26 protein-coding genes are annotated in these 24650 nt (G+C 61.3%); 14 read left to right on the top strand and 12 right to left on the bottom strand.

Annotated elements, in window-relative coordinates; translation table 11 throughout:
• Nucleotides 1-2 precede the first annotated feature (2 nt).
• Nucleotides 3-1223, top strand: coding sequence for a hypothetical protein (locus tag CI807_RS14465; RefSeq protein ID WP_095015113.1), 1221 nt, complete (start codon nt 3-5; stop codon nt 1221-1223).
• On the opposite strand, the gene CI807_RS14470 is transcribed toward CI807_RS14465, so the two are convergent.
• The 3 genes from CI807_RS14470 to CI807_RS14480 all read right to left on the bottom strand — a co-directional run bounded on the left by CI807_RS14470 (nt 1220) and on the right by CI807_RS14480 (nt 2630).
• A complete protein-coding gene (locus CI807_RS14470; protein ID WP_033902602.1) occupies nt 1220-1570 on the bottom strand; it encodes a DUF2892 domain-containing protein in 351 nt (116 codons plus the stop codon). The two genes, CI807_RS14465 and CI807_RS14470, sit on opposite strands and share 4 nt — an antisense overlap.
• A 68-nt stretch (nt 1571-1638) precedes the next feature.
• Nucleotides 1639-2106, bottom strand: a complete 468-nt coding sequence (locus tag CI807_RS14475; RefSeq protein ID WP_003189607.1) for an RNA methyltransferase — start codon at nt 2104-2106, stop codon at nt 1639-1641.
• A 149-nt stretch (nt 2107-2255) separates the two neighbouring features.
• Nucleotides 2256-2630 carry a YajD family HNH nuclease gene (locus CI807_RS14480; protein ID WP_016975230.1) on the bottom strand — a complete coding sequence of 125 codons (375 nt, stop codon included), beginning with the start codon at nt 2628-2630 and terminating at the stop codon, nt 2256-2258.
• A gap of 97 nt (nt 2631-2727) precedes the next feature.
• Between CI807_RS14480 and CI807_RS14485 the strand changes: the two genes are divergently transcribed.
• Nucleotides 2728-3648 carry a ParB/Srx family N-terminal domain-containing protein gene (locus CI807_RS14485; RefSeq protein WP_095015114.1) on the top strand — a complete coding sequence of 307 codons (921 nt, stop codon included), beginning with the start codon at nt 2728-2730 and terminating at the stop codon, nt 3646-3648.
• Between the two features lie 4 nt (nt 3649-3652).
• Here CI807_RS14485 and CI807_RS14490 read toward each other — a convergent pair whose 3' ends face one another.
• Nucleotides 3653-4333, bottom strand: a complete 681-nt coding sequence (locus CI807_RS14490) for a spermidine synthase (protein WP_095015115.1) — start codon at nt 4331-4333, stop codon at nt 3653-3655.
• A gap of 78 nt (nt 4334-4411) precedes the next feature.
• Here CI807_RS14490 and CI807_RS14495 point away from each other — a divergent pair, with 78 nt between their 5' ends.
• Complete coding sequence (locus CI807_RS14495) at nt 4412-4690, top strand: hypothetical protein (RefSeq protein ID WP_095015116.1); 279 nt, start codon at nt 4412-4414, stop codon at nt 4688-4690.
• On the opposite strand, the gene CI807_RS14500 is transcribed toward CI807_RS14495, so the two are convergent.
• The gene (locus CI807_RS14500) at nt 4687-5160 is read right to left on the bottom strand and encodes a cyclic nucleotide-binding domain-containing protein (RefSeq protein ID WP_016975234.1); all 474 of its coding nucleotides are present in this window, start codon (nt 5158-5160) and stop codon (nt 4687-4689) included. The genes CI807_RS14495 and CI807_RS14500 overlap by 4 nt on opposite strands.
• 68 nt (nt 5161-5228) lie before the next feature.
• A complete protein-coding gene (locus CI807_RS14505) occupies nt 5229-7271 on the bottom strand; it encodes a S9 family peptidase (protein ID WP_095015117.1) in 2043 nt (680 codons plus the stop codon).
• A gap of 25 nt (nt 7272-7296) precedes the next feature.
• Here CI807_RS14505 and CI807_RS14510 point away from each other — a divergent pair, with 25 nt between their 5' ends.
• The 3 genes from CI807_RS14510 to CI807_RS14520 are packed head-to-tail and all read left to right on the top strand — an operon-like array spanning nt 7297 to nt 9194.
• A complete protein-coding gene (locus CI807_RS14510) occupies nt 7297-7833 on the top strand; it encodes an MFS transporter (RefSeq protein WP_095015118.1) in 537 nt (178 codons plus the stop codon).
• Nucleotides 7834-7863: 30 nt separating this feature from the next.
• Entirely contained in the window at nt 7864-8640 is a 777-nt protein-coding gene (locus CI807_RS14515) for a class II glutamine amidotransferase (RefSeq protein WP_016975237.1), read from the top strand.
• Between the two features lie 11 nt (nt 8641-8651).
• Nucleotides 8652-9194, top strand: coding sequence for a DUF2937 family protein (locus CI807_RS14520; protein ID WP_095015119.1), 543 nt, complete (start codon nt 8652-8654; stop codon nt 9192-9194).
• Nucleotides 9195-9197: 3 nt separating this feature from the next.
• Here the strand turns inward: CI807_RS14520 and CI807_RS14525 are convergent, their stop codons facing one another.
• Nucleotides 9198-10115: a LysR family transcriptional regulator gene (locus CI807_RS14525; RefSeq protein WP_038846225.1), complete on the bottom strand. Its 918-nt coding sequence runs from the start codon at nt 10113-10115 to the stop codon at nt 9198-9200.
• 175 nt (nt 10116-10290) lie between these two features.
• On the opposite strand from CI807_RS14525, the gene CI807_RS14530 reads away from it, so the two are divergent.
• From CI807_RS14530 to CI807_RS14545, 4 genes are all read left to right on the top strand, one after another.
• On the top strand, nt 10291-11031 hold the full coding sequence (locus CI807_RS14530) for a 5-oxoprolinase subunit PxpA (protein ID WP_095015120.1): 741 nt from the start codon (nt 10291-10293) through the stop codon (nt 11029-11031).
• Nucleotides 11028-11732, top strand: a complete 705-nt coding sequence (locus CI807_RS14535; protein ID WP_095015121.1) for an allophanate hydrolase subunit 1 — start codon at nt 11028-11030, stop codon at nt 11730-11732. Before CI807_RS14530 ends, CI807_RS14535 begins: the two co-directional genes overlap by 4 nt.
• Nucleotides 11729-12634: a biotin-dependent carboxyltransferase family protein gene (locus CI807_RS14540; protein WP_095015122.1), complete on the top strand. Its 906-nt coding sequence runs from the start codon at nt 11729-11731 to the stop codon at nt 12632-12634. The genes CI807_RS14535 and CI807_RS14540 overlap by 4 nt, the downstream gene beginning before the upstream one ends.
• A gap of 109 nt (nt 12635-12743) precedes the next feature.
• The gene (locus tag CI807_RS14545) at nt 12744-13283 is read left to right on the top strand and encodes a hypothetical protein (RefSeq protein WP_095015123.1); all 540 of its coding nucleotides are present in this window, start codon (nt 12744-12746) and stop codon (nt 13281-13283) included.
• 34 nt (nt 13284-13317) lie between these two features.
• Here the strand turns inward: CI807_RS14545 and CI807_RS14550 are convergent, their stop codons facing one another.
• From CI807_RS14550 to CI807_RS14560, 3 genes are all read right to left on the bottom strand, one after another.
• Nucleotides 13318-14496, bottom strand: a complete 1179-nt coding sequence (locus CI807_RS14550) for a VWA domain-containing protein (protein WP_016975243.1) — start codon at nt 14494-14496, stop codon at nt 13318-13320.
• Nucleotides 14496-15341, bottom strand: coding sequence for a MoxR family ATPase (locus tag CI807_RS14555; protein WP_003210690.1), 846 nt, complete (start codon nt 15339-15341; stop codon nt 14496-14498). The genes CI807_RS14550 and CI807_RS14555 overlap by 1 nt, the downstream gene beginning before the upstream one ends.
• A 99-nt stretch (nt 15342-15440) precedes the next feature.
• Complete coding sequence (locus CI807_RS14560) at nt 15441-16517, bottom strand: DUF748 domain-containing protein (protein WP_095015124.1); 1077 nt, start codon at nt 16515-16517, stop codon at nt 15441-15443.
• Nucleotides 16518-16643: 126 nt separating this feature from the next.
• On the opposite strand from CI807_RS14560, the gene cysK reads away from it, so the two are divergent.
• Together cysK and CI807_RS14570 are read left to right on the top strand one after the other, a co-directional pair.
• The gene (gene cysK, locus CI807_RS14565; RefSeq protein WP_038846532.1) at nt 16644-17618 is read left to right on the top strand and encodes a cysteine synthase A; all 975 of its coding nucleotides are present in this window, start codon (nt 16644-16646) and stop codon (nt 17616-17618) included.
• An 85-nt stretch (nt 17619-17703) separates the two neighbouring features.
• On the top strand, nt 17704-18639 hold the full coding sequence (locus CI807_RS14570) for an aspartyl/asparaginyl beta-hydroxylase domain-containing protein (protein ID WP_095015125.1): 936 nt from the start codon (nt 17704-17706) through the stop codon (nt 18637-18639).
• A gap of 125 nt (nt 18640-18764) precedes the next feature.
• Here the strand turns inward: CI807_RS14570 and acnA are convergent, their stop codons facing one another.
• Nucleotides 18765-21506: an aconitate hydratase AcnA gene (acnA, locus tag CI807_RS14575; RefSeq protein WP_095015126.1), complete on the bottom strand. Its 2742-nt coding sequence runs from the start codon at nt 21504-21506 to the stop codon at nt 18765-18767.
• A gap of 196 nt (nt 21507-21702) precedes the next feature.
• Between acnA and rlmM the strand changes: the two genes are divergently transcribed.
• A complete protein-coding gene (rlmM, locus tag CI807_RS14580; RefSeq protein ID WP_016975248.1) occupies nt 21703-22779 on the top strand; it encodes a 23S rRNA (cytidine(2498)-2'-O)-methyltransferase RlmM in 1077 nt (358 codons plus the stop codon).
• A gap of 27 nt (nt 22780-22806) precedes the next feature.
• Nucleotides 22807-23058 carry a sulfurtransferase TusA gene (gene tusA / locus CI807_RS14585; protein ID WP_095015127.1) on the top strand — a complete coding sequence of 84 codons (252 nt, stop codon included), beginning with the start codon at nt 22807-22809 and terminating at the stop codon, nt 23056-23058.
• Nucleotides 23059-23166: 108 nt separating this feature from the next.
• On the opposite strand, the gene CI807_RS14590 is transcribed toward tusA, so the two are convergent.
• A complete protein-coding gene (locus CI807_RS14590; RefSeq protein ID WP_095017551.1) occupies nt 23167-24561 on the bottom strand; it encodes an MATE family efflux transporter in 1395 nt (464 codons plus the stop codon).
• Between the last annotated feature and the right edge of the window lie 89 nt (nt 24562-24650).

Here is a 24650-nt window from a genome sequence, read left to right on the forward strand (position 1 = left end):
GTATGAGGGGGGCAATCAAGCTGGCGGCATCGTTGGTGTTGCTGACGCTGAGCACATCGGCGTGGTGCGCGAAGAAAGTCGACCTGGATTATCACGTCAAACTGTTGCCCCAGAGTGATCAGGCCGAGGTGCGGGTGAGTCTGTCCCAGGGCTCGGCGGTGCGCAGCCTGAACTTCGACCTTGGTGCCGAGGGTGACTACAGCGACTTCAAGGCCGACGGCCAGTGGAGCGTCACCGAGCATCGCGGTCTGTGGCAACCCAGCGCCAACAAAGCCAGCCTGACCTACCGCGTACGCCTCACCCATGCACGCAAGGCCGGTATCTATGAAACGCGGATGACGCCGAGCTGGGCGTTGTTTCGCGGCGAAGACCTGGTGCCGACGGCGAAACTGGACCAGCAAGACGGCGTCGAGTTGGTCTCACGCCTGGTGTTCGAACTGCCAGCCGGCTGGAAAAGCGTTGAAACCGCTTGGCCGCGCATCGGCAAGTACAAATTTCGCATTGATAACGTCTCCCGCCTATTCGACCGGCCCACCGGCTGGATGCTCGCCGGCAACCTCGGCAGCCGTCGCGTGCGCCTGGGCGAGACGGAAGTCACCGTGGCCTCGCCCAAGGGCCAGGCCATGCGCCGCATGGACGTGCTGACGTTGCTGACCTTCGTCTGGCCCCAAGTGGAAGCGGCCTTCCCGCGTCATCCGGCCAAGCTGCTGGTGGTGGGCGCCAGCGACCCGATGCGCCGTGGCGCGTTCTCGGCGCGGGATTCGGTCTACCTCAACAGCCGCACGCCGCTGGTCAGCGAAAACGGCAGCAGCCCGTTGATACGTGAAGTGGTGCAGGCGATCGGGCGCTTCAATGATCACGACGCCAGCGACTGGATCAGCGAAGGCCTGGCCGAGTACTACGGCATCGAACTGGTACGTCGGGCCGGTGGTATCACCGACGAACGGTATCAGGCGATACAGGCGCGATTGAACAAGGAAGGCAAGGACGTGACCAGCCTGCGCGGCGAGCAGGTCAGCGGTGCGACGGTGTCACGGGCGGTGGTGGTGTTGCAGGAACTGGACCGCGAGATCCGTGTGAAGACTCACAACAAACGGTCATTGGATGACCTCGCGCAGGCGGTGATGCGTGCCAACAGCATCACCACCGCGGAGTTTGTGCAACTGGCTGAGAGCATCATCGGCGAGTCGTCGGTGGTGCTGGACAACAAGCTGCTGCGTTAGCCGGTGGTTTTGGTGGCCTTCTCGGCCGCGACTTCGGCCTTGGTCTTCAGATTCTTCAGCTCGGCCCCGGCGCGTTCGATCTTGGTGCGCACCGTGTTCATTTCCTGGCGGCCCTGTTCCAGCTTGTCCTTGAGCGAGCTGTGCCCGGTAAAACCACGGGCCAGCGCCACGCCGCCGATCGCTACCTGGATCAAACCGAAAATCCCGCCACGGCGCAGGCCTTTGCCGACCATCATCACGCCACCGGCCACCGAGCCGATGCGCTCCCAGCCGTGCACGTTCTGTGTGGGCTGGGTCTCGAAAGGCGTGTGTTCGATGATAGGTCGCAAGGTTTTGCTGTCGCTCATGATCTGTCTCCAACGAGGGCTATTGATAAGTAGCTGACTGCCCGCAGGCGCCGGATGTTCCCGAAAGATCAGTACTTGGGGCCCGAACGGGTGTTGTTGCCCTTGGCCAGACGGTCGTAGAGCACCACGTTGACGGTAGCGGCAAGGTTCATACAGCCGGTGGTCGGGATGTAGACCACGTCTTCGCACCAGTCGCGGATCTCTTTATCCAGCGACCCGTCTTCCGGGCCGAAGATGTACAGCGCGCGGTCGGGGTGGGTGTATTCGGGCAGGGGGCGAGCGCCTTCCACCAGCTCCACGGCGACAGGAATGCAGCCCAAGGGCAGGATCTTTTTCAGGTCATCGATGCCGATCAGCGGAATGTCGTGGTGGACTTTCTTGGTGTCGGTGATGAAGTCCCGCGCGCGCTCGTAACGCACGCCGGTGTAGAACACCGAGGCCACGCCGTAGCAGCCGGCAGCACGCATGACCGAGCCGACGTTTTCGGGGGATTTGGGGTTGTACAAACCGATGCAGCTGTAGCGTTTATTGCCCACGGGGAAGGGTGCCTTGGCGAAAAAGACCGCAGTATAACTGTAGGAGCGAGCTTGCTCGCGAAGAACTCGAGGTCACCGCGTTCATACTGAATGCACGCGTTATCGTTGACGATCTTCGCGAGCAAGCTCGCTCCTACAGAGAGGGAGGGTCAGCTGTCTTTTTTCATCAACCCTGCCAACGCCGCAAACGGGTTATGCGTGGCCTTGGCAATCGTCGGGCTGCTGGTGGAGCCGTCGCCGAAGTATTGCTGGTCGGTATACCGCGAGTGTTCGTTGTCGTGGCAATACAGGCACAACAATTCCCAGTTCGAACCGTCCTGGGGATTGTCATCATGATTGTGGTTTCGATGGTGTACGGTCAGCTCACTCAGGCGTTTGCCGGCAAACTCACGGGCGCATCGGCCACACACGTGGGGGTACATTTTCAAGGCTTTGTCACGGTAGCCCATTTCCCGGTCGCGCTGGGCATCGGCAAGGATGCGATCCAGCTTGGCGGTGTGGGAGGGCGGGTTGGTCGAGCTCATCATGGCTCCTGGCTATTTGGGGGTTCACGGATAGGTTTGATTCTAGCCGCTCGCGATGCAAATAACCGCTTCACTTTACTCATAAGGACTGAAACTCATGCGTCTGCATTCATGGACTGTTGCACTGTTGTTGTGTGGGCTCACGGCCCAAGCCCAAGCATTCTCTACACCCCAACCCGGCCAGGTGATCGAGGTGGCCCTCGACCAATTGCACCCGACCCAGGCCGTGGTGGGATTCGACCAGATTTACTACAGCCTCGGCCTGTTCGCTGACAAACCCGCCAAGGTCTTTGATGAATACTGCGAAACCAACGGCCAGGGCGAAGCCGACAACGTGCCCAAGGGTGCAGACCTGCACAAACCGGCGAGTTTCAACTGCAAGGACCCGGTGGGCACCCATCCCGACGACATGAAAACCGTGGTGGTGGGCCCCGGCGGCCAGTTGTACCTGACCGACGGTCACCACAGCTTCACCACCTTGTGGGAAGTCCCCGGCGGCGGGCCTCGCTTGAACATGTGGGTCAAGGTCACCGACGACTTCAGCGACAGCCCGACCTTGGCCAACTTCTGGCAGCGCATGCAGGCCGCACGCAAGGTCTGGCTCAAGGACAATCAAGGCCAGACCCTGCCGCCCGAGCAACTGCCGGCGCACCTTGGCTTCAAGAACCTGCAGGACGACACGTTCCGCAGCCTGGTGTATTTCACCCGCAAGGCCGCGTATGGCAAGCCTGAGGCTGGCGAGATCGCGCCGGAGTTCCTGGAGTTTTATTGGGGCAATTGGCTGCGTACTCAAATTGACCTGGGCAAGTACAATCTGAACAAGAAGGGTGGCTACAAGGACGCCATTGAGGCCGTGGCCAAGCGCATGGTCAGCCTGGCGCCGGGCTCAAAGGTCGGCGATAGCGGTTTCACCGCCCATCAACTGGGCGGCATGACCAAACTCGACCGCAGTGAGCTGGAAAAGACCTTCGACAAAAAAGTCCCGTATGTGATCGATTACCGCAATTCCCTGCGCTAACCGATCACACCTTCTGCGCAATCCAGATGGTGTGTCGGGTGCCCTTGTTGCCATGGGCAAACACCTGCACTTCCTCGGCCTTGAAACCGGCCTTGCGCAGTTTGTCGCTGAACAGCTTGTCCGCGCTGGCCGACCACACGGCCAGCACGCCTTTGGGGCGCAAGGCCTTGGCGCAGGCGGCCAGGCCACCGGCGGAATAGAGCCAGCTGTTGGCCTTTTGCGTGAGGCCTTCGGGGCCGTTGTCCACATCCAGCATGATCGCGTCAAAGCCCTGGGGCTCGGCTTGCAGCACCTTGGCCACGTCTTCCAGGCGGATCACCGTGCGCGGGTCCAGCAACGGCCGGCCGGATTTTTCGCCCAGCGGTCCACGGTTCCACTCCACAACGCCGGGCACCAGTTCTGCCACGACCACTTCAGCACTCTTGCCCAGGTGCTTGAGGGCTGACGCCAGGGTAAACCCCATGCCCAAGCCACCGATCAACACCCGTGAGTCCGCACGCCCGGCGACTTTGCGGCAAGGGATCTCCGCCAACGCATCTTCGGAACCGTGCATGCGCGTGTTCATCAACTGGCCGCCGTCACCACCCTGAATCTTGATGACGAAATCTTCACCGTATTCGAACAGGCACAAGGCACCGCCGTTGTCGGGGATCGGGGTGGTGTCCAGCAGAACGAAACGTTTCATGGAAATCTCATTGGGAAGGGCATTCTTGCGCGGTTGGGAGTAGCCTAACGGCATTCCGGTCAGGCCATGGAGCCATCGATGAAGTGCAGCATTCTAACGGTCATTGTGTTGAGCGCGCTCGCCTCTGGTGCGGCGCACGCTCAGGAGTTGCAAACCGTGCCGGTCGCGCCCGCCCCAACGCCAGGCGCGCCGGGCACCCCGACGCCGACGTTGTACCCGCAAGTCACCCCACCGACCGTGCCCAAGACCAACGGCTCGCCGCCCTTGGTGCCGATCGTGCTGCCCACGCCGCCCAAGGACCAGACGGTGCCCGGCCTGCTGCAGAATGACAGCAAGCCGAAGACGCCGGGCGGCTAAAACTGTTGCGAGAGTAATTGCCCGTCGGCCATGCGCAGGCGCTTGGACAGGGCGATGGCAATCGCGCGGATGATCTTGGCGGCGACTCTGGGCGCTTCGTTGAGCATCTTTTCCAGGGAATCCTTGCCCAGGTTCAACAGCACGCAGTCACTGGCCGCCATGCAACTGGCCGAGCGTCGCTCGCCGTCGAGTACCGCCATTTCGCCAAAGGCCCGGCCGCTGCGCAGGGTGGCGATGGTCAGGCGTTGGCCGTCGTGGTTGGTTTTTTGCACCGCCACCTGGCCGCTGTGGAGGATGCACATGAAGGTGCCGGCATCGCCCTCGAGGAAAATCACCTCATCGCGGGCAATGCTGCTGATATTGAAATAGCCGGCGGCGACGTGAAAGTCTTCCGGCAACAGCGGGTCGAACAGGCCGCAATCCATGAGCATGTCGCGGATTTCGGTATTCATTAGCGTCGGTAGTGCCATGGCTGCAATCTTGGTCCATCAATCAGTATGCGGTCCTGTGTTCAGACAGGACCGCCATACGAAGTTCCTTAAACCAGCCCCAGCGCCCTGAACACAAAGCCATATTCGAGTGCTACGTCACGTAATCCCTGGTAACGACCGCTCATGCCACCGTGGCCGGCGCCCAGTTCGGTCTTGAGCAGCAGCAGGTTGTCGTCGGTCTTGGTGTCGCGCAGCTTGGCCACCCACTTGGCGGCTTCCCAATATTGCACACGGCTGTCGTTGTAGCCGGCGATCACCAACAGGTGCGGGTAGGCCTGGGCGCGAACGTTTTCGTAGGGCGCGTAGGCCTTGATGCGCTCGTAGACGTCCGGTTCTTCCGGGTTGCCCCACTCGTCGTACTCGGTGATGGTGAGCGGCAGCTCCGGGTCGAGCATGGTGTTGAGCACGTCGACGAACGGCACTTCGGCAATCGCCGCCTGGAACAGCTCCGGGCGCTGGTTGAGCACCGCGCCGATCAACAGGCCGCCGGCGCTGCCGCCGCTGATTGCCAGTTGTTTGGAGGTGGTCAGGCCCCCAGCGATCAAGTGTTCGGCGCAGGCGATAAAGTCGCTGAAGGTGTTCTGCTTGTGTTCCTGCTTGCCGTTGCGGTACCAGGCCTCACCCAGCTCGCCGCCGCCGCGCACATGGGCGATGGCAAACGCCACGCCTCGGTCCAGCAGGCTCAGGCGTGCATGGGAGAACCACGGGTCCAGGCTCGAACCATAGGCGCCGTAGCCGTACAGGTACAGGGGCGTTGTTTTACCCAGCTGGTCGCGCTTGACCACCAGGCTGATCGGCACCTGGGTGCCATCCGCCGAGGTGGCCCACAGGCGCTGGCTCACGTAATCGTCGGCATTGAACACGCCGAGTACCGGGGTTTCCTTGAGCACCTGTTGCGCGCCACTGGCCAGTTCCAGCTGACGCACCTGGGCCGGGCGGTTCAGGGCTTCGTAACGCAGGCGGATCTTGTCGCTGACAAACTCCAGGCTGTTCTGTACGTAGAGGCTGTAGGCGGCGTCAGGCAATTCCACGCGATAGGCCGGCAAGCCCTGCGGGTGCACTTCGATCACCGGCAGGCCACCGATGCGCAGGCTCAGGGTCATGGCATGGGTGTTCAGGCTCACGCCGTCGAGCATCACCTCATCGCTGTGGGGGATCAGGTTCTGCCATTCAGCTTGTGTCGGCACGTCGCCAATGTCGGTCGCCACGAACAACGCGTAGTTGATGCCATCGCGGTTGCTGCGGATAAACCAGGTCCACGCGCCATTCAACTGGCCGTGGTCGACATCGTATTCATGGTCTTCGACCCGGGGCGCCAGGCAGGTGAAGTCTAGGTGCGGCTGATCGGCGTCCAGCGCCCAGACTTCGCTGGTGGTCTTGCTGCCGAGGGACAGCAGCAACTGGCGCTCGGAGCTGGAACGGTAGCAATGCAGGAAGAAACGTCCGTCGGGTTCATGGAACACTTCCTGCGCCGCCGTGCCGTCCAGGCGATAGCGATACAGTTTGTGCGGGCGGTGGGTGTCGTCCAGTTCGCCAAAGAACAGGGTCAGGCTATCGTTGGCCCAGGTCATGCTGCCGTCGCAGTCTTCAAACGCCAGTTCGCTGACTTTGCCGGTGGCCAATTCCTTCACGTACAGGGTGTAGATCTCTTCACCGCTGGTATCGAGGCTGTAGGCCAGGCGCTGGTGGTCGGGGCTGATGCTGAACGCGCCGAGGGAGAAGAAACCGCCATTGGCCAACACGTTCGGGTCCAGCAACAACTCTTCGCTGCTGTCGTCCACCTGATTGCTGTCGTCGGCCGGGCGGCGGCAGCGGTAGTGGCGGGCGTATTCGTCACCGGCGGTGGTGCGGGTGTAATACAGATACGGGCCCCACGGTGACGGCAGCGACAGGTCGGTTTCGAGAATGCGGCCCTTGATCTCCTCGAACAGGGTTTCGCGCAGCGCTGCCTGGTCGGCGAGTTGCGCTTCCTGCCAGGCATTTTCGGCCTTGAGGTAATCGAGCACCTCAGCGCTGTCGCGTTCTTGCAGCCAGGCGTACGGATCTGGACCTTGGGCCTTGCGGGCAATCGGAGCGGTCGATGTAGGCATGGGATTATTCTCTATCGGGCGGACGGTGGCAGGCTTTGCAGCCGCGACACGCAAAAGCCGTTATCATAGCCGCCTGTTTGCCAACCTTGCCATGGACACCATGACCGAGAACGACTATCTGACCGCTTGGGGCCTTTACGCCTTCGCCGCTTTGGGCTGCCTGTTGGTGTGGTGGCGCATGACCCGCTGGATCTGGCGCTGGCTGCGCGAGCCGCTGCAATTGCTGATGGCGGTGCTGCTGTTCAGCCCGACCATCGTCGACCCGGTCAAGACCCAGTTCGCGCCGGCCGTGGCCATCACCGCCCTGGACCTGGTGCTCAAGGTCGGCAATAACGCCTGGCGGGCCATTTCCGATCTGTTCATGTACAGCATGATCGCCTTTGGCGTGTACCTGGTGTTTGTGCTGATCCGCTGGCCTATCGAGCGCGCCGCCAAGGCCCGCCGTGAGCGCAAGGCCGCCGCGGATGCCGCCTTGGCCGCCGAACCGGATCAAGACGACGATGACATGCCTTTGCGCCGTCCTGCACCCGTGAGCGGTCTGCGCGTCGAACCGCGCCTTTAACGTTGTCCGCCCTGTTGCGAGAGCCCTGGCATGTGTGAATTATTGGGCATGAGTGCCAACGTCCCCACCGATATCGTGTTCAGCTTCACCGGGCTGATGCAGCGCGGTGGGCGCACCGGTCCCCACCGTGACGGTTGGGGCATCGCGTTCTATGAAGGCCGTGGCCTGCGCCTGTTCCAGGACCCGGCCGCCAGCAGCGAATCGGAAGTCGCGCTGCTGGTGCAGCGTTACCCGATCAAGAGCGAAGTGGTGATCGGCCATATCCGCCAGGCCAACGTCGGCAAGGTCAGCTTGGCCAATACTCACCCGTTCGTGCGCGAACTGTGGGGCCGCAACTGGTGCTTTGCGCATAACGGCCAGTTGGCCGACTTCAACCCCCGCGCCACCTTCTACCGCCCGGTGGGCGATACCGACAGCGAAGCGGCCTTCTGCGATCTGCTGAACCGCGTGCGCGAAGCCTTCCCGGAGCCGGTGGACATTGAAAAAGTCCTGCCTGACCTGATCGCCGCCTGTTCCGAATACCGCAGCAAAGGCGTGTTCAATTGCCTGCTCAGCGACGGCGACTGGCTGTTTTGCTATTGCTCGACCAAGCTTGCGCAGATTACCCGTCGCGCTCCGTTTGGACCGGCACGCTTGAAAGATGTCGACGTGATCGTCGATTTTCAGGCCGAAACCACGCCCAACGACGTAGTGACCGTGATCGCCACCGAGCCTTTGACCGACAACGAAAACTGGACCCGCTACGAACCGGGCCAATGGAGCCTGTGGCGACGTGGTGAATGCGTCAGCCAGGGCATCACCGAGTAAGGATATCGACCATGTTGCTCAGTTATCTGCGGTTGGTGCTGTTTGCCATTGGCCTGTTGGTCGGCGTGCAAGTGCCGGGGTTCATCAACGACTACGCCAAGCGCGTCGAGGCTCATCTGATCGAGGCCCAGACCGGCCTCAGCGGGTTTGAAAGCACTGCGCGGCAGTTCTTCAATGGCGACTTGAAGGCATTGGTCGCGCATTACCGCGCCAGTGATGACCCGGTGTTCCAGAGCGACGCCAACAGCCTGGGCGCCATGCTTGACCGCCAGGTAGCCTTGGACAAGCAATTCCAGGCCATGCAAGGCCCGTGGTACATCCGCGCCCTGCAAGTGGCGGTGGCGGCGGACTCGGATATTCGCCAGGAAACCTGGAACGGCTACAGCTACCAGATCCTGCTGACACCCGAGGCCATGGGCTGGGGGCTGGGCGGGGCGATGCTGTTGTCGTTCGGCCTGGAGTGCCTGTTCCGTCTGATCGACTGGGTGGTGTTGGGCGGCAAGCGCCTGCGCCAGAGCCGGCCGATCGAAGAGCGTGATCTCAAAGGGCTCTGAGCCTCAAGGGTGAGCGAGCACCATCCGCTCCTCACCCACTTCCTCTGCATACCGTGCCACCACTTTCTGGCACAACCCCACAATCTCCTCCACCAACTCCACCCCCACGCGCCACGACACCACCACCTGCAAGTTCGGCAGTTTCTGCGCCATTGGCAGCATCACCAATTCACCGCGCGCCAGTTCTTCGCTGACCAGCACCGGCGGCAGCGCGCCAATGCCAAAACCATCGCGCAGCAAACGGGTGATGGCCGACACCGAATTCACGCAGTTCATGCGTGGCGCGGCCACGCCGTTGGCTTGCATCAGGCTGATCACGTCCTGGTGCGGGTGGGAGTTTTTCGAGTAGGTGATGATGCGCTCCTGGGCCAGTTCGGCCAGGGAGGCGTAGTCACGGTTGTAGATCGACTGGCTGGCGACGATCCAGGCCATGGGGTGGCTGCACAACTCCAGGCTGCGCACGGTTTCGAGGCGCAGCAGGTCGGTTTGCAGGATCAGGTCGAGGAAGCCTTTTTGCAGCTGATCGCTGAGGTTCAGCGCGGTATCGGCGACCAACTCGATTTCCACCAGCGGGAAGTGGTCCATCAGTTCTGCGACCAACGGGCTGAGCCAGGTGTGGATCACCGTGTCCATCGCGCCGATGCGGATGCGCCCGACTTTGCTGCTGGTGGTCTCCAGGGACTGCTTCAGGCCCTGCATGGTCACCATCATCTGCTCGGCATAATCGAGCACCTTCAAACCTTCCGGGGTCAGGCTCACGCCGCGTGAGTCGCGCAGAAACAGCTTCACGCCCAACTCGCTTTCCAGCACGGCAATGCGGCTGGAGATCGACGCCTGGGTGGTGAACAACTTCTCGGCGGTCAGGCGGAAACTCTTGAGCTTGGCCACCCAGACGAAGGTTTCGAGGAACTTCAAATTCATGGGATCAACTTTTTCTTATGCATGGATCGGTTTTTATTAGTTGGACGCCGCACCGGGCCAGCGCCAAAAATCGAGCCATTCCACGATAAGCGTCGTAGGGGGGTCAGGACAAGTTGCGAGTTCTGTGTAAAAAATCCCACACTACAAAAAAATAAAGCCTACAGGAGCGACCAGCGTGAGCCGCCTTCTACTGAATTGCGACATCGGCGAAAGCTTTGGCAACTGGACCCTGGGTCTGGACGCCGAGGTCATGCCGTTCATCGATTGCGCCAATGTGGCCTGCGGCTTCCATGCCGGCGACCCGAGCATCATGCGCAAGACCGTCAGCCTGGCGCTCAAGCATGGCGTGCAAGTCGGTGCGCACCCGGCGTACCAGGATCTGCAAGGTTTCGGCCGGCGTTCCATGGCCTACACCCCCCAGGAAATCCAGGACCTGCTGCACTACCAGATCGGCGCCCTCGACGGCATCTGCCGGGCGCAAGGTGGGCGGGTCAGCTACGTGAAGCCCCACGGCGCGATGTACAACGACATGATGGCCAACCCGGCGCAATTGCGCGCGGTGATCCAGGCTGTGGCGGCCTACGGCGAACTGCCGCTGATGCTGCTTGCCACCCGTGACAACAGCGTAGCGCAGGCCTTAGGCGACGAGTATGGCGTCACCCTGTGGTTTGAAGCCTTTGCCGACCGCGCCTACGACAATAAGGGCCACCTGGTCTCGCGGCAGTTGCCCGGCGCCGTGCACCACGATGCCGACACCATCCTGCAGCAAGCCCTGACCATTTCCAGGGGGGAAGCGCTGACCGCCAGCGACGGCAGCTCGCTGGTCCTGCAAGCCAACACCCTGTGCGTGCACGGCGACAACGCCAGCTCGGTCGCCGCCGTGCAGCGTATCCGCGAGGCATTGAAGTCAGCATGAAGCCTCGGATTGAAGTGGTGGCCATCGACTGCCTGATGGTGCGTCTGTTTGATGCAATCGCCGAAGCCAACATGCCGTGGATGCTCGCCGCCACCCAGCGCCTGCGCAGCGGTTTCGGCGCGGCGTTGGTCGACCTGGTGCCGTCCTACACCACCTTGATGGTGCATTACGACCTCGGCGCATTGAATCCAGCCCAGGCACGGGAATTGATTGACCAGGCCCTGACCGACCTGCAACCGCAGACCCAGGGCAGCGGCCAGTGCCATGTGCTGCCGGTGTGGTACGACCTGAGCGTCGGTCCCGAGCTGACCCTGCTCAGCCAGCGCAGCGGCCTGGCCATCGACGACGTGATCCGCCGCCACAGTGCCCACGAATACCAAGTGTTCGCCCTCGGCTTCGCCCCCGGTTTTGCCTTTATGGGCCTGGTGGATGAAATCCTCGCTGCGCCACGCCTCAACACCCCGCGTAAACGCGTAGCGGCGGGCAGTGTCGGCATCGCCGAACGGCAAACCGCCGCCTATCCGGTGGTCTCGCCGGGCGGCTGGAACCTGATAGGCCGCACGCCGGCCAAACTCTTCGATCGTGAGCGAGACGGCTACAGCCTGATGCAACCGGGTGACACGGTGCGCTTCGAATCGGTCGATCACGCCGAATTCATCACACTGGGTGGCGATGACACGCCGTTGGAGGCGCAGGCATGAGCCGCTTGATCATCGAGGCCAGCACACCGCTGTGCCTGTTGCAGGACGCCGGCCGTTTTGGCGTGCGCCACCTGGGCGTGACCCAGGGCGGCGCGCTGGATTGGGTGTCGATGTCCTGGGCCAACTGGCTGCTGGGCAACGCGCTGGACGCGCCGGTGGTGGAAATCACCCTGGGCGGTTTTACCGTACAGGCGGAGGATTATTGCCTGCTGGCCCTCGCCGGTGCTGACTTGGGGGCTTACATCGACGAACGCGCCATCAGCCCCGGACGCAGTTTTATCCTGCAAAAGGGCCAGCGTTTGCGTTTTACCCAGCCATTCAATGGCGCGCGGGCTTACTTGGCCGCGCCGGGCGGGTTCGATGCGCCGGACGTGTTGGGCAGTTGCGCCACCGTTGTGCGTGAAGAACTGGGCGGCGTGGACGGTTTCGGCAAGGCGTTGGCCGAAGGCGGGCGCTTGGCTTATTCCGGCGTCGGCGGCGCAATGAAGGTGCTGAGCGATCCAGGCCTGGCCAGGGCCACTTTGGACGTGATCGTCGGCGCCCAGATCGGCCAGTTCAGCGGGCAAAGCCTGTTCGATGCGTTCAACACCGAATGGACCCTGGACAGCCGCGCCGACCGCATGGGCATGCGCCTGCTGGGCACGCCGTTGCAGTATCAGGGGCCGTCACTGATCTCCGAGGGGATTCCCCTGGGGGCGATCCAGGTGCCGCCGGATGGGCAGCCGATTGTGTTGCTCAATGACCGGCAGACCATTGGCGGTTACCCGCGCCTGGGCGCGTTGACGCCGTTGTCGCTGGCGCGGCTGGCGCAGTGCCTACCGGGGGAGACGGTGCGGTTGGCGCCGGTGGTGCAGGAGACTGCGCACCGGCAGCATGTGGCGTATTTGCAGCGGTTCATCTGAGCGCTGAGGCAATAGGGGATAGATCCCACACGGTTTGAGTCCACCGCCGTATTGGTTCTCAAGCACGCACATGGAACTCTTCGTCGTTCATTTACGATAAGGATTCAACATGCGCTACATGAAGGTCTACGGACAGGACGTACTCGATAACGATGTGCCCGACGTGGTTACGCTTGAATTTCACGACGATACCCTCGCACCGACGCTCGTTCATCAAGCCACAACCTTCGATATCACCGATGACGGGAAACTGGACTGGGTGATCGCCGATGATGTGAACCAGTACGGCGTGATCGACGCTGTCGATCGTGCACAAGCGATTGAACTGGCTCAGCTGTTTCTGGCGTTCAACTGGTTTAGCCTCGACGAGCCGTTTGATAAGTACTTGAAAGTATTTGCCCGGGATTTTGATGGAAACGGTAAGCCAGACACGGTGCGTCTGCATTTTCATCAAGGCGAGGGAGCACCGACCGATGAGACCGTTGCTTACACTGCGGCAGTTTATGCCGATGGCAATGGTCTCGGCGGCGTTTCGATCAACCAGGACGTCAACAATGACCGTAAGGTCGACAGTAAAGACGCCCAACTGGTCAAACAGTTCTCTGCATTGTTCCTGAAGTTAGGCTGGATTGACGCCGAGAACTGCTGATTGCAAGGCTGTAGCCGCAGCACGCGGCTACAGGCTACTTAGAGAGAAAGCGCATCCCTTCTTCCAAGCCGCGCAACGTCAGCGGATACATCTGATCCTCCACCAACTCCCGCACAATCCCCGTCGACGCCGTATACCCCCACGTGTCCTTCGGATACGGGTTAATCCAGATCAGCTTCTTGTACTTGGCCATGAAGCGCTGCATCCACACATAGCCCGGCTCCTCATTCCAATGTTCGACGCTGCCGCCGGCCTGGGTGATCTCGTACGGCGCCATCGACGCATCGCCGATAAAGATCACTTTGTAATCGGCGCCGTATTTGTGCAGCAAATCCTGGGTCGAGGTGCGTTCCGAGGTGCGGCGCTGGTTGTTCTTCCACACCGATTCGTACACGAAGTTATGGAAGTAGAAGTACTCCAAATGCTTGAACTCGGTCTTGCACGCGGAGAACAGCTCTTCGCAGATCTTCACGTGGGCGTCCATCGAGCCGCCGATATCGAACAACAACAGCAGCTTGATGGTGTTGCGCCGCTCCGGGCGCATCTGGATGTTCAGCAAGCCGGCATCGCGGGCGGTGTGGTCGATGGTGCCGTCGATGTCCAGCTCTTCCGCCGCGCCCTGGCGCGCAAATTTGCGCAGGCGGCGCAGGGCGATCTTGATGTTGCGTGTGCCCAGTTCAACCTGGTCGTCGAGGTTCTTGTACTCGCGCTGGTCCCACACCTTAACGGCCTTGCCCTGGCGCTTGCCGGCGTCGCCGACGCGGATGCCTTCCGGGTTGTAGCCGCCGGAGCCAAACGGGCTGGTGCCGCCGGTGCCGATCCACTTGTTGCCGCCGGCATGGCGTTCTTTCTGTTCTTCCAGGCGTTTCTTGAATTCCTCGATGAGTTTGTCGAGGCCACCAAGAGACTGGATCTGCGCGCGTTCTTCATCGGTCAGCGAACGTTCGAATTCCTTGCGCAGCCAGTCTTCGGGGATCAGTGCTTGCAGGTGGTCGTCGAGTTTTTCCAGGCCATTGAAATAAGCGCCGAAGGCCCGGTCGAACTTGTCGAAATGCCGCTCGTCCTTCACCAGGATCGCCCGGGCCAAGTAGTAGAACTCGTCCATATCGGCGAAGGTCACGCGCATTTTCAGCGCGTTGATCAGGTCGAGCAGCTCGCGCACCGACACCGGTACCTTGGCGGCACGCATCTCGTTGAACAGGTTGAGCAGCATCAGCGATTACCGCGACGGCTCATGAACGCCAGACGCTCCAGCAACTGCACGTCTTGCTCGTTCTTCACCAACGCACCGGCCAGCGGCGGGATGGCTTTGGTCGGGTCGCGTTCGCGCAGCACGGCTTCGCCGATGTTGTCGGCCATCAGCAGCTTGAGCCAGTCCACCAGTTCGGAGGTGGAGGGTTTTTTCTTCAGGCCGGGCACTTTGCGCACGTCGAAGAACACGTCCAGCGCTTCGCTGACCAGGTCTTTCTTGATGTCGGGATAGTGCACATCGACGATTTTTTGCAGGGTGGTGCGGTCGGGGAAGGCGATGTAGTGGAAGAAGCAGCGACGCAGGAAGGCGTCCGGCAGTTCTTTTTCGTTGTTGGAAGTAATGATGATGATCGGGCGTTTCTTGGCCTTGATGGTCTCGTCGATTTCGTAGACGTAGAACTCCATCTTGTCGAGTTCTTGCAGCAGGTCGTTGGGGAACTCGATGTCGGCCTTGTCGATTTCATCGATCAGCAGGATCACCCGCTCTTCGGATTCGAACGCTTCCCAGAGCTTGCCCTTCTTCAAGTAGTTGCGCACATCGTGCACCTTGTCCACACCCAGCTGCGAGTCGCGCAGGCGGCTCACCGCGTCGTACTCGTACAGGCCCTGATGCGCCTTGGTGGTGGACTTGATGTGCCAGGTGATCAGCTTGGCGCCGAAGGACTCGGCCAATTGCTCGGCGAGCATGGTCTTGCCAGTGCCGGGCTCGCCCTTGACCAGCAGCGGCCGCTCCAGGGTGATGGCGGCGTTGACGGCCAGTTTCAGGTCATCGGTAGCCACATAGGCCTGGGTGCCTTCGAACTTCATCGGTGTTTCCTCGCATTCATCAATGCCCGGACTATACCGCGCAGCCCCGGCGACTGTGAACGCAGGCGGCTTATTCAGTCTCTGAATGACCAGTCACGATCAATCCGCCGACGGCTTGGGTTGTTCATAGCGCGCATTGAACGCCTGGATGAAGCCATTGCGCAAAATCGCCAAAAACGCGGAGAACGCGCTGGCATTTTGCTGGTGCACGCTGCCACTGAGTTCAACACGGGTGGCGAACTGGTTTTTCGCCTGGTTTTTCAGCACGGTTTCACTGGCGCCGACCACGGCCTCCCAGATCGAGCGGAAGATGTTCTTGTCTTTGTTTTCCACGTCCTGTTGCCAATCAAACACTTCGACGTCGCGCAGCAGCGGCTTGATATAGCCGGTCAACTGGCCTTTTTCCGCCTGGGCTTCGATCACTACGTCGCCGGTGCCAGCCTTGAAATCGAATTTGCCGTAGGCCGAGGCGAAGTCATTCATGCGCTTGAGTTGCAGATCCTTGGCGCGAAAACGGAATTCGAAGTTCTCGAAATTGCTCAGCGGGTCGAAGGTGGCGGTGGCTTCCAGCGGCGCCTGGCCCTGAAGGAGCGCCTTGCCCTCGAAGCGAGCGTCGCGCTTGCCTTTGACGTCGACCACGTTGGTCAGGTTATAGAAGCTGGCGTTGACCTCGGTGGCGTTGATGTTGACCGGTGGTTTGGAACTGAAGTTGTGGAAGGCGATCTTGCCGTCTTCGATGCGCACTTCGTCGAGGGTGATGGGCGCCAGCTTGCTCAATTGCTCGCGCCAATCGGTGCCCTTACCGGTCTGGGACGCCTGCTTGTTGGCGCCGCCGTCGACGAAGTTCACTTCGGGGTTGATAAAACGCACCTTGGCCACCACCGCATGGTCGTACCACAGCGAGTGCCAGCTCACCGCCAGGTCGATCAGCGGCGCCTTGACGAACGGTACGGGCACTTTGCCGTCGACCTTGATGATCTCCAGACCGTTGATCTTGTAGGCGCCGCGCCACAGGGCCAGGTCCACATCGGCCACCTGGCCACGGTAGTCGCCCATGTTGGCGAGCTTTTCATTCAGATAGTTACGCACCAGATAGGGCAGGGCGATGCTCAGGGCGACAAGTACTACCAGTAATCCGGCGACGGTCCATAGTGGCCAGCTGTAGCGACGTTTCATGGTTCAGTCCTCCTTGCTCGTAGGAGATTGACTACTGTGACGCGCGCAACGTTCCTCCGACTGGACGCTTCGCGGCACGAGGCATACCCTTGTGGCCTTCCAGAAGACCGCCCAATAGGACCCGTCATGAGCCGCATCTTTGCAGACAACGCGCACTCCATCGGTAACACGCCCCTGGTTCAGATCAACCGGATCGCACCGCGTGGTGTGACCATCCTGGCCAAGATCGAAGGGCGTAACCCAGGCTACTCGGTGAAGTGCCGCATTGGCGCAAACATGATCTGGGACGCTGAAAGCACCGGCAAACTCAAGCCGGGCATGACCATTGTCGAACCCACCTCCGGCAACACCGGCATCGGCCTGGCATTCGTCGCCGCCGCCCGCGGCTACAAATTGCTGCTGACCATGCCGGCCTCCATGAGCATTGAGCGACGCAAGGTACTCAAGGCCCTCGGCGCCGAGCTGGTGCTGACCGAGCCGGCCAAGGGCATGAAGGGCGCGATCGAGAAAGCCGGCGAAATCGTTGCCAGCGACCCCGCCACCTATTTCATGCCAGCCCAGTTCGAAAACCCGGCCAACCCGGCGATCCACGAGAAAACCACCGGTCCGGAAATCTGGAATGACACCGATGGCGCCGTGGACGTGCTGGTGGCGGGGGTAGGCACCGGCGGCACCATCACGGGTGTGTCGCGCTATATCAAGAACATTGCGGGCAAACCGATCCTGTCGGTGGCGGTCGAGCCGATTGTGTCGCCGGTGATCACCCAGGCGCTGGCCGGTGAAGAGATCAAGCCCAGCCCGCACAAGATCCAGGGCATCGGCGCAGGGTTCGTGCCGAAGAACCTTGACCTGTCGATGGTTGACCGCGTGGAGCTGGTGACCGACGACGAATCCAAGGCCATGGCCCTGCGCCTGATGCAGGAAGAGGGGATTCTGTGCGGTATCTCCTGCGGCGCCGCGATGGCCGTGGCGGTGCGACTGGCAGAGAAACCGGAGATGCAGGGCAAGACCATTGTGGTGGTTTTGCCGGACTCAGGTGAGCGCTACCTGTCGAGCATGCTCTTCAGCGATTTGTTTACCGATCAGGAAAACCAGGCTTGATGTGTGTCAGCACTGACACCTTGGGCCTTCTGCATACTGGCCCAAGTGTTTATGATGCCCGGCGCATTTTTTCAGGAGTTGCTGCATGACCTTTTCTTTAGCGGCCAAGCTGTCGGTGTTGTTGGTGTTTATCGGCAGCACACTGTACGTGCACCTGCGCGGCAAGGCGCGTTTGCCGGTATTGCGTCAGTTCGTCAACCATTCGGCGCTGTTCGCCCCGTATAACGCCTTGATGTACCTATTCTCGGCCGTGCCGTCCAAGCCATACCTGGACCGCAGCAAGTTCCCGGAACTGGATGTGCTCAAGGACAACTGGGAAGTGATCCGCGAAGAGGCCATGCACCTGTTCGACGAGGGTTACATCCGCGCGGCCGAAAAGAACAACGACGCCGGCTTCGGCTCGTTCTTCAAGAAGGGCTGGAAGCGTTTCTACCTCAAGTGGTACGACAAACCCCTGCCGTCGGCCGAGGCGCTGTGCCCGAAGACCGTGGCGCTGGTGAGCAGCATTCCGAACGTGAAAGGCGCGATGTTCGCGCTGTTGCCGGGCGGCAGCCACCTCAACCCGCACCGCGACCCGTTCGCCGGTTCCCTGCGTTATCACTTGGGTTTGTCCACGCCGAACTCCGACGACTGCCGCATCTTTGTCGATGGCCAGGTCTACGCCTGGCGTGACGGTGAAGACGTGATGTTCGACGAAACCTACGTGCACTGGGTCAAGAACGAAACCGAGCAGACCCGTGTGATCCTGTTCTGCGACATCGAGCGCCCCCTGAGCAACCGCTTTATGACCCGCGTCAACCGTTGGGTCAGCAAGCAATTGGGGCGCGCCACTGCGCCGCAGAACCTGGATGACGAGCGCGTGGGCGGGATCAACCAGGCGTACGCCTGGAGCAAGACCTTCAGTGACAAGTTCAGCGGCGTGGTCAAGCAGTGGAAGCGCAAGCATCCGAAGGCTTACCGGATTGCGCGGCCGGTGCTGGCGGTGGTGGTGCTGGTGTTGTTGTGGAAGTGGTTGTTCTGATCAGAACACGGTAAAAAATGTGGGAGCGGGCTTGCTCGCGAATGCAGTCTGTCAGTCATAGATGTTTTGACTGATCCATCGCATTCGCGAGCAAGCCCGCTCCCACATTTGTTTTGCAGTGTTACTTAAGAGGCGATCAGCTGGCGAAGCACATAATGCAAGATGCCCCCGGCCTTGAAGTATTCCACCTCATTGAGCGTATCGATCCGGCACAACACCTCCACCTTCTCGCTGCTGCCATCCTCCCGCGTAATCACCAGCGTCAGGTTCATCCGCGGCACGATCTCCACGTCAGTCAGCCCGAGAATGTCGATCTTCTCCTTGCCGGTGAGCTTGAGCGTCTTGCGGTTCTGATCCAGCTTGAACTGCAACGGCAGCACGCCCATGCCCACCAGGTTGGAGCGGTGGATCCGCTCGAAACTCTCGGCGATCACCGCCTTGACCCCCAGCAGGTTGGTGCCCTTGGCTGCCCAGTCACGGCTGGAGCCGGTGCCGTATTCCTGGCCGGCGACCACCACCAAGGGCGTGCCCGAGGCCTGGTACTTCATCGACGCGTCATAGATCGCCATCTTCTCGCCGGTGGGAATGTACAGCGTATTGCCGCCTTCCTCGCCGCCGAGCATTTCATTGCGGATACGGATATTGGCAAAGGTGCCACGCATCATCACTTCATGGTTGCCCCGGCGTGAGCCGTAGGAATTGAAGTCGCGCGGTTCCACGCCTTGTTCACGCAGGTAGCGACCGGCGGGGCTGTCGGTCTTGATATTGCCGGCCGGAGAGATGTGGTCGGTGGTCACCGAGTCGCCCAGCAGCGCCAGCACGTTGGCACCTTTGACGTCTTTGATGACTGGCAGAGGCCCGGCAATGTCGTCGAAGAACGGCGGATGCTGGATATAGGTCGAATCCTTTTGCCACACGTAGGTGGCGGCCTGTGGCACTTCAATGGCTTGCCACTGCTCGTCACCTGCAAACACCTCGGCGTATTCCTTGTGGAACATACTGGTGCTGACCTGGGCCACGGCATCCGCGATTTCCTTGCTGCTGGGCCAGATGTCCTTGAGGTACACCGGCTTGCCGTCTGGGTCATTCCCCAGCGGTTCACTGCTGATATCGATGCGCACGGTGCCCGCCAAGGCATACGCCACCACCAGTGGCGGCGAAGCCAGCCAGTTGGTTTTTACCAGCGGGTGCACGCGGCCTTCGAAGTTGCGGTTACCCGACAGCACCGACGCCACCGCAAGGTCGGCTTTCTGGATGGCTTTTTCGATCGGCTCGGGCAGCGGGCCGGAGTTGCCGATGCAGGTGGTGCAGCCGTAACCCACCAAATCAAAGCCGAGCTTGTCCAGATACTGGGTGAGGCCCGCCGCTTTGTAATAGTCGGTAACCACTTTGGAGCCTGGCGCCAGGGAGGTCTTGACCCAAGGCTTGCGTGTCAGGCCTTTTTCCACGGCCTTTTTCGCCACCAGCCCGGCCGCCATCATCACGCTGGGGTTGGAGGTGTTGGTGCAGGACGTGATCGCGGCGATCACCACCGCGCCGTTTTTCAGGCGATAGGTCTGGCCGTCGTATTCATAGTCGGTTTCGCCCACCAGGTCGGCATTGCCTACGGCAACCCCGCCACCGCCTTCGCTTTCCAGGCGGCCCTCTTCTTTGTTGGTGGGTTTGAATTGCAGGTCGAGGAAGTCGCTGAACGCCTGGCCGACATTCGGCAGCGCCACACGGTCCTGCGGGCGTTTCGGCCCGGCCAGGCTAGCTTCGACGCTGCCCATGTCCAGGGCCAGGCTGTCGGTGAACACCGGCTCCTGGCCCGCGTTGCGCCACAGGCCCTGGGCTTTGGTGTAGGCCTCGACCAGCTTCACGGTTTCTGCGGGACGGCCGGAGAGGCGCAGGTAGTCCAGCGTCACTTCATCCACGGGGAAGAAGCCGCAGGTGGCGCCGTATTCCGGGGCCATGTTGGCGATGGTGGCGCGGTCGGCCAACGGCAGGTCGGCCAGGCCGTCGCCGTAGAACTCGACGAATTTACCCACCACGCCTTTCTTGCGCAGCATCTGGGTGACGGTCAGCACCAAGTCAGTGGCGGTGATGCCTTCCTTCAATTTGCCGGTGAGCTTGAAGCCGATCACCTCCGGGATGAGCATCGACACCGGCTGGCCGAGCATGGCCGCTTCCGCTTCGATCCCGCCCACGCCCCAGCCGAGTACGCCCAGGCCGTTGATCATGGTGGTGTGGGAGTCGGTGCCGACCAAGGTGTCGGGGAAGGCGTAGGTGCGGCCGTCTTCGTCCTTGGTCCACACGGTGCGGCCGAGGTATTCGAGGTTGACCTGGTGGCAGATGCCGGTGCCCGGTGGCACCACGCTGAAGTTGTCAAAGGCGCTCTGGCCCCAGCGCAGGAAGGCGTAGCGTTCGCCGTTGCGCTGCATTTCGATGTCGACGTTTTGCTCAAAGGCGTCGGCGTTGCCGAACTTGTCGACCATCACCGAGTGGTCAATCACCAGGTCCACGGGCGATAGCGGGTTGATGCGCTGCGGATCGCCCCCGGCCTTGGCCACGGCGGCGCGCATGGCGGCCAGGTCGACCACGGCGGGGACGCCGGTAAAGTCTTGCATCAAAACTCGGGCGGGGCGGTACTGGATCTCACGGTCGGACTGGCGTTCCTTGAGCCAGGCGGCAATGGCCTTGAGGTCGGCGCCGGTGACGGTCTTGTTGTCTTCCCAGCGCAGCAGGTTTTCCAGCAGCACCTTTAGCGACATCGGCAGCTTGTCCAGGTCACCCAGGCTCTTGGCGGCTTCGGGCAGGCTGAAGTAGTGGTAGGTTTTGCTGTCTATTTCAAGGGTCTTAAGGGTTCTCAGGCTATCAAGCGATGACATGACACGACTCCTTATGGTCCGCACGGCTACGGACCTGACGGGACGAACAGAGCTATCAACTTAGCCCTGTTTTCATTAGCAGGCTAATAACTGGACTCTATCGTTAAGTCCAAGGTTCCGAACTCCGTTATCATGCGCGGGTTTTCATGACAGGCATTGCGACAGCGCAACGTCAGTTGATTCACTTGGAGAGTTGATGAACACCCTTTTTATGCACTGCCGCCCGGGTTTTGAAGGCGAAGTCTGTTCCGAGATCGCGGACCTCGCCGCGCGCCTGAACGTTTCCGGCTACGCCAAGGCCAAGACCGGCAGCGCCTGCGCCGAATTTGTCTGCACCGAAGAAGACGGCGCCCAGCGGCTGATGCACGGCCAGCGTTTTGCCGAGCTGATCTTCCCAAGGCAGTGGGCGCGCGGGGTATTCATCGACCTGCCGGAAACCGACCGCATCAGCGTGATTCTCGCCCACCTGCGCGAATTCCCGGTGTGCGGCAGCCTGTGGCTGGAAATGGTCGATACTAACGACGGCAAGGAACTGTCCAACTTCTGCAAGAAATTCGAAGTGCACCTGCGCAAAGCCCTGCTGAACGCCGGCAAGCTGGTGGACGACCCGAGCAAGCCGCGCCTGCTGCTGACCTTCAAGAGTGGCCGCGAAGTGTTCATGGGCCTGGCCGAGTCGAACAACTCGGCGATGTGGCCGATGGGCATTCCGCGTTTGAAATTCCCCCGCGAAGCGCCCAGCCGTTCGACCCTCAAGCTGGAAGAGGCCTGGCACCACTTCATCCCCCGCGACCAGTGGGACGAGCGCCTGCACGGTGATATGACCGGCGTGGACCTCGGCGCAGCGCCCGGCGGCTGGACCTGGCAGTTGGTCAACCGTGGCATGCTGGTGACCGCCATCGATAACGGCCCGATGGCCGAAAGCCTGATGGACACTGGCTTGGTGCAGCACTTGATGGCCGACGGTTTCACCTTCGTGCCCAAGCAGCCGGTGGACTGGATGGTCTGCGACATTGTCGAAAAACCGGCGCGTAACGCTGCGCTGCTGGAAACCTGGATCGGCGAGGGGCATTGCCGCGAGGCAGTGGTGAACTTGAAGCTGCCGATGAAACAGCGCTACGCCGAAGTGAAGCGCCTGTTGGAACGCATCGAAGACGGTTTCAAGGCGCGCGGCATCCGTGTGGAGATCGGCTGCAAGCAGCTGTACCACGACCGCGAGGAAGTGACCTGCCACCTGCGTCGGTTGGTGGATGTGAAGAAAACCAAGGCCCGGTAGACTGGCGGCCAGTTCCAGGAGTAGATCATGAGCGATATTTTCGACAGCGCCGTCGACGGCACCCTAGACGCAACAGGCTTGAATTGCCCGGAACCCGTGATGATGCTGCACCAGCACATCCGCGACCTGGCGCCCGGTGGCTTGCTCAAGGTGATCGCGACCGACCCGTCCACGCGCCGCGATATCCCCAAGTTCTGCGTGTTCCTTGACCACGAACTGGTGGATCAGCAGGAGCAGGCCGGTACGTACCTGTACTGGATCCGCAAAAAAGCCGACTGATCACTCGATGTACTGTAGGAGCGAGCTTGCTCGCGAAAATCCTCAAAGACAACGTGGCGCACCTGGGTTAACGCGGCGCTCTCGGGTTTTTCGCGAGCAAGCTCGCTCCTACAGATGTGCCTTGTCGGCGCGGATACGACGGCGTGCACTGCGCGCCAGGCGCACCAGCAACATCCCCGCCGCACAGCTCAGGCCCACGATCAGCCCTTGCCACAAGCCGCTTGGGCCGCTCGGCTCGCCCAGCCAATTCGTCAGCCCCAGGGCGTAACCCACCGGCAGGCCAACGCCCCAATAGGCGAACAAGGTCAGTACCATCGTCACTCGGGTGTCCTGGTAACCACGCAGTGCGCCGGCCGCCGTGACCTGGATCGAGTCGGAAAACTGGAACAGTGCCGAGAACACGATCAGCGTCGAAGCCAAGTGGATGACCACCGGGTCCGGCGTATAGATCGCCGCAATCTGCTCGCGAAACAGCAGCATCAGGCTGCAGGACAGACAGGCGTAGGCCAATGCCGTGCCCATGCCCACCCCGGCGGCGAAGCGTGCTTCACGCGGTTCGCCACGCCCCAGGGCCTGGCCGACTCGCACAGTGACGGCCATGCTCAGGGAGTAGGGGATCATGAACACCAGGGAGCTGACGTTCAGCGCGATCTGATGACCGGACACCACTGTGGCTCCCAAGCTGCCCAGCAGCAGGGCAATCACCGCAAAAATGCTCGACTCGGCAAAGATCGCCACGCCAATCGGCAGGCCAATGCCCAGCACACGCTTGATCACCGGCCATTGCGGCCAGTCGAAGCGCTTGAACAGTTCGCTGCTCTGGTAGGCCGGCCCCCAGCGGGTCCAGGCGGCCAGGCCAAGCATCATCGCCCACATCGAAATAGCCGTGGCCCAGCCGCAGCCTACGCCGCCCATGGCCGGCAGGCCGAGGTGACCGTAGATGAAGATGTAGTTCAGCGGAATGTTCAGCGCCAGGCCGAAGAGGCCCATGACCATGCTCGGCAGCGTGCGACCCAGGCCGTCACTGAAGCAGCGCAGCACGTAATAGAATGCAATGGCCGGCATACCGGCGGCGATGCCATGCAGGTAACCCATGGTGGGCGCGATCAGGTCCGGCTCAACCTTCATTGCATGCAGGATCGGCTCGGCGCAGAGCAGCAGCAGTGAGCCGATGATGCCGACCACCAAGGCCAGCCACAATGACTGGCGCACCAACGGCCCGATCTCACTGTATTGGCCCGCACCGTAGCGTTGGGCGACTTTCGGCGTGGTGGCCAGCAGCGTACCGCTCATCAGCAGGTAGACCGGAATCCAGATCGAGTTGCCCAGGCCCACCGCCGCCAAGTCTTGGGGGCTGACGCGGCCGGCCATCACCGCATCGACAAAACTCATCGCAGTGGTGGCCAGTTGGCCGACCATGATCGGCAGGGCGAGCGTCAGCAGGCCGCCGACTTCCCGGCTGATGCGGGCGGGGCGGCTGAGGGTGGCAGAGGCAGTGTTCACGTACAGGTGTCCAATAAAGGGATGCGCAAGGACCGCGGATTCTACGCTTTGACGCATTGGTCAGGAAAAATCCTGTGTTAGGGATTTGT

Source organism: Pseudomonas sp. NS1(2017) (genome assembly GCF_002269425.1).
In the GTDB taxonomy this organism is placed as follows: Bacteria; Pseudomonadota; Gammaproteobacteria; order Pseudomonadales; family Pseudomonadaceae; genus Aquipseudomonas; species Aquipseudomonas reactans.

What these genes read in the sequence shown, in the direction of transcription:
- CI807_RS14465 (WP_095015113.1), top strand. Translation starts at nt 3, where the DNA reads ATGAGGGGGGCAATCAAGCTGGCGGCATCGTTGGTGTTGCTGACGCTG.
- CI807_RS14470 (WP_033902602.1), bottom strand. Translation starts at nt 1,570, where the DNA reads ATGAGCGACAGCAAAACCTTGCGACCTATCATCGAACACACGCCTTTC.
- CI807_RS14480 (WP_016975230.1), bottom strand. Translation starts at nt 2,630, where the DNA reads ATGAGCTCGACCAACCCGCCCTCCCACACCGCCAAGCTGGATCGCATC.
- CI807_RS14485 (WP_095015114.1), top strand. Translation starts at nt 2,728, where the DNA reads ATGCGTCTGCATTCATGGACTGTTGCACTGTTGTTGTGTGGGCTCACG.
- CI807_RS14490 (WP_095015115.1), bottom strand. Translation starts at nt 4,333, where the DNA reads ATGAAACGTTTCGTTCTGCTGGACACCACCCCGATCCCCGACAACGGC.
- CI807_RS14495 (WP_095015116.1), top strand. Translation starts at nt 4,412, where the DNA reads ATGAAGTGCAGCATTCTAACGGTCATTGTGTTGAGCGCGCTCGCCTCT.
- CI807_RS14500 (WP_016975234.1), bottom strand. Translation starts at nt 5,160, where the DNA reads ATGGCACTACCGACGCTAATGAATACCGAAATCCGCGACATGCTCATG.
- CI807_RS14505 (WP_095015117.1), bottom strand. Translation starts at nt 7,271, where the DNA reads ATGCCTACATCGACCGCTCCGATTGCCCGCAAGGCCCAAGGTCCAGAT.
- CI807_RS14515 (WP_016975237.1), top strand. Translation starts at nt 7,864, where the DNA reads ATGTGTGAATTATTGGGCATGAGTGCCAACGTCCCCACCGATATCGTG.
- CI807_RS14520 (WP_095015119.1), top strand. Translation starts at nt 8,652, where the DNA reads ATGTTGCTCAGTTATCTGCGGTTGGTGCTGTTTGCCATTGGCCTGTTG.
- CI807_RS14525 (WP_038846225.1), bottom strand. Translation starts at nt 10,115, where the DNA reads ATGAATTTGAAGTTCCTCGAAACCTTCGTCTGGGTGGCCAAGCTCAAG.
- CI807_RS14535 (WP_095015121.1), top strand. Translation starts at nt 11,028, where the DNA reads ATGAAGCCTCGGATTGAAGTGGTGGCCATCGACTGCCTGATGGTGCGT.
- CI807_RS14540 (WP_095015122.1), top strand. Translation starts at nt 11,729, where the DNA reads ATGAGCCGCTTGATCATCGAGGCCAGCACACCGCTGTGCCTGTTGCAG.
- CI807_RS14545 (WP_095015123.1), top strand. Translation starts at nt 12,744, where the DNA reads ATGCGCTACATGAAGGTCTACGGACAGGACGTACTCGATAACGATGTG.
- CI807_RS14550 (WP_016975243.1), bottom strand. Translation starts at nt 14,496, where the DNA reads ATGCTGCTCAACCTGTTCAACGAGATGCGTGCCGCCAAGGTACCGGTG.
- CI807_RS14555 (WP_003210690.1), bottom strand. Translation starts at nt 15,341, where the DNA reads ATGAAGTTCGAAGGCACCCAGGCCTATGTGGCTACCGATGACCTGAAA.
- CI807_RS14560 (WP_095015124.1), bottom strand. Translation starts at nt 16,517, where the DNA reads ATGAAACGTCGCTACAGCTGGCCACTATGGACCGTCGCCGGATTACTG.
- cysK (WP_038846532.1), top strand. Translation starts at nt 16,644, where the DNA reads ATGAGCCGCATCTTTGCAGACAACGCGCACTCCATCGGTAACACGCCC.
- CI807_RS14570 (WP_095015125.1), top strand. Translation starts at nt 17,704, where the DNA reads ATGACCTTTTCTTTAGCGGCCAAGCTGTCGGTGTTGTTGGTGTTTATC.
- acnA (WP_095015126.1), bottom strand. Translation starts at nt 21,506, where the DNA reads ATGTCATCGCTTGATAGCCTGAGAACCCTTAAGACCCTTGAAATAGAC.
- rlmM (WP_016975248.1), top strand. Translation starts at nt 21,703, where the DNA reads ATGAACACCCTTTTTATGCACTGCCGCCCGGGTTTTGAAGGCGAAGTC.
- tusA (WP_095015127.1), top strand. Translation starts at nt 22,807, where the DNA reads ATGAGCGATATTTTCGACAGCGCCGTCGACGGCACCCTAGACGCAACA.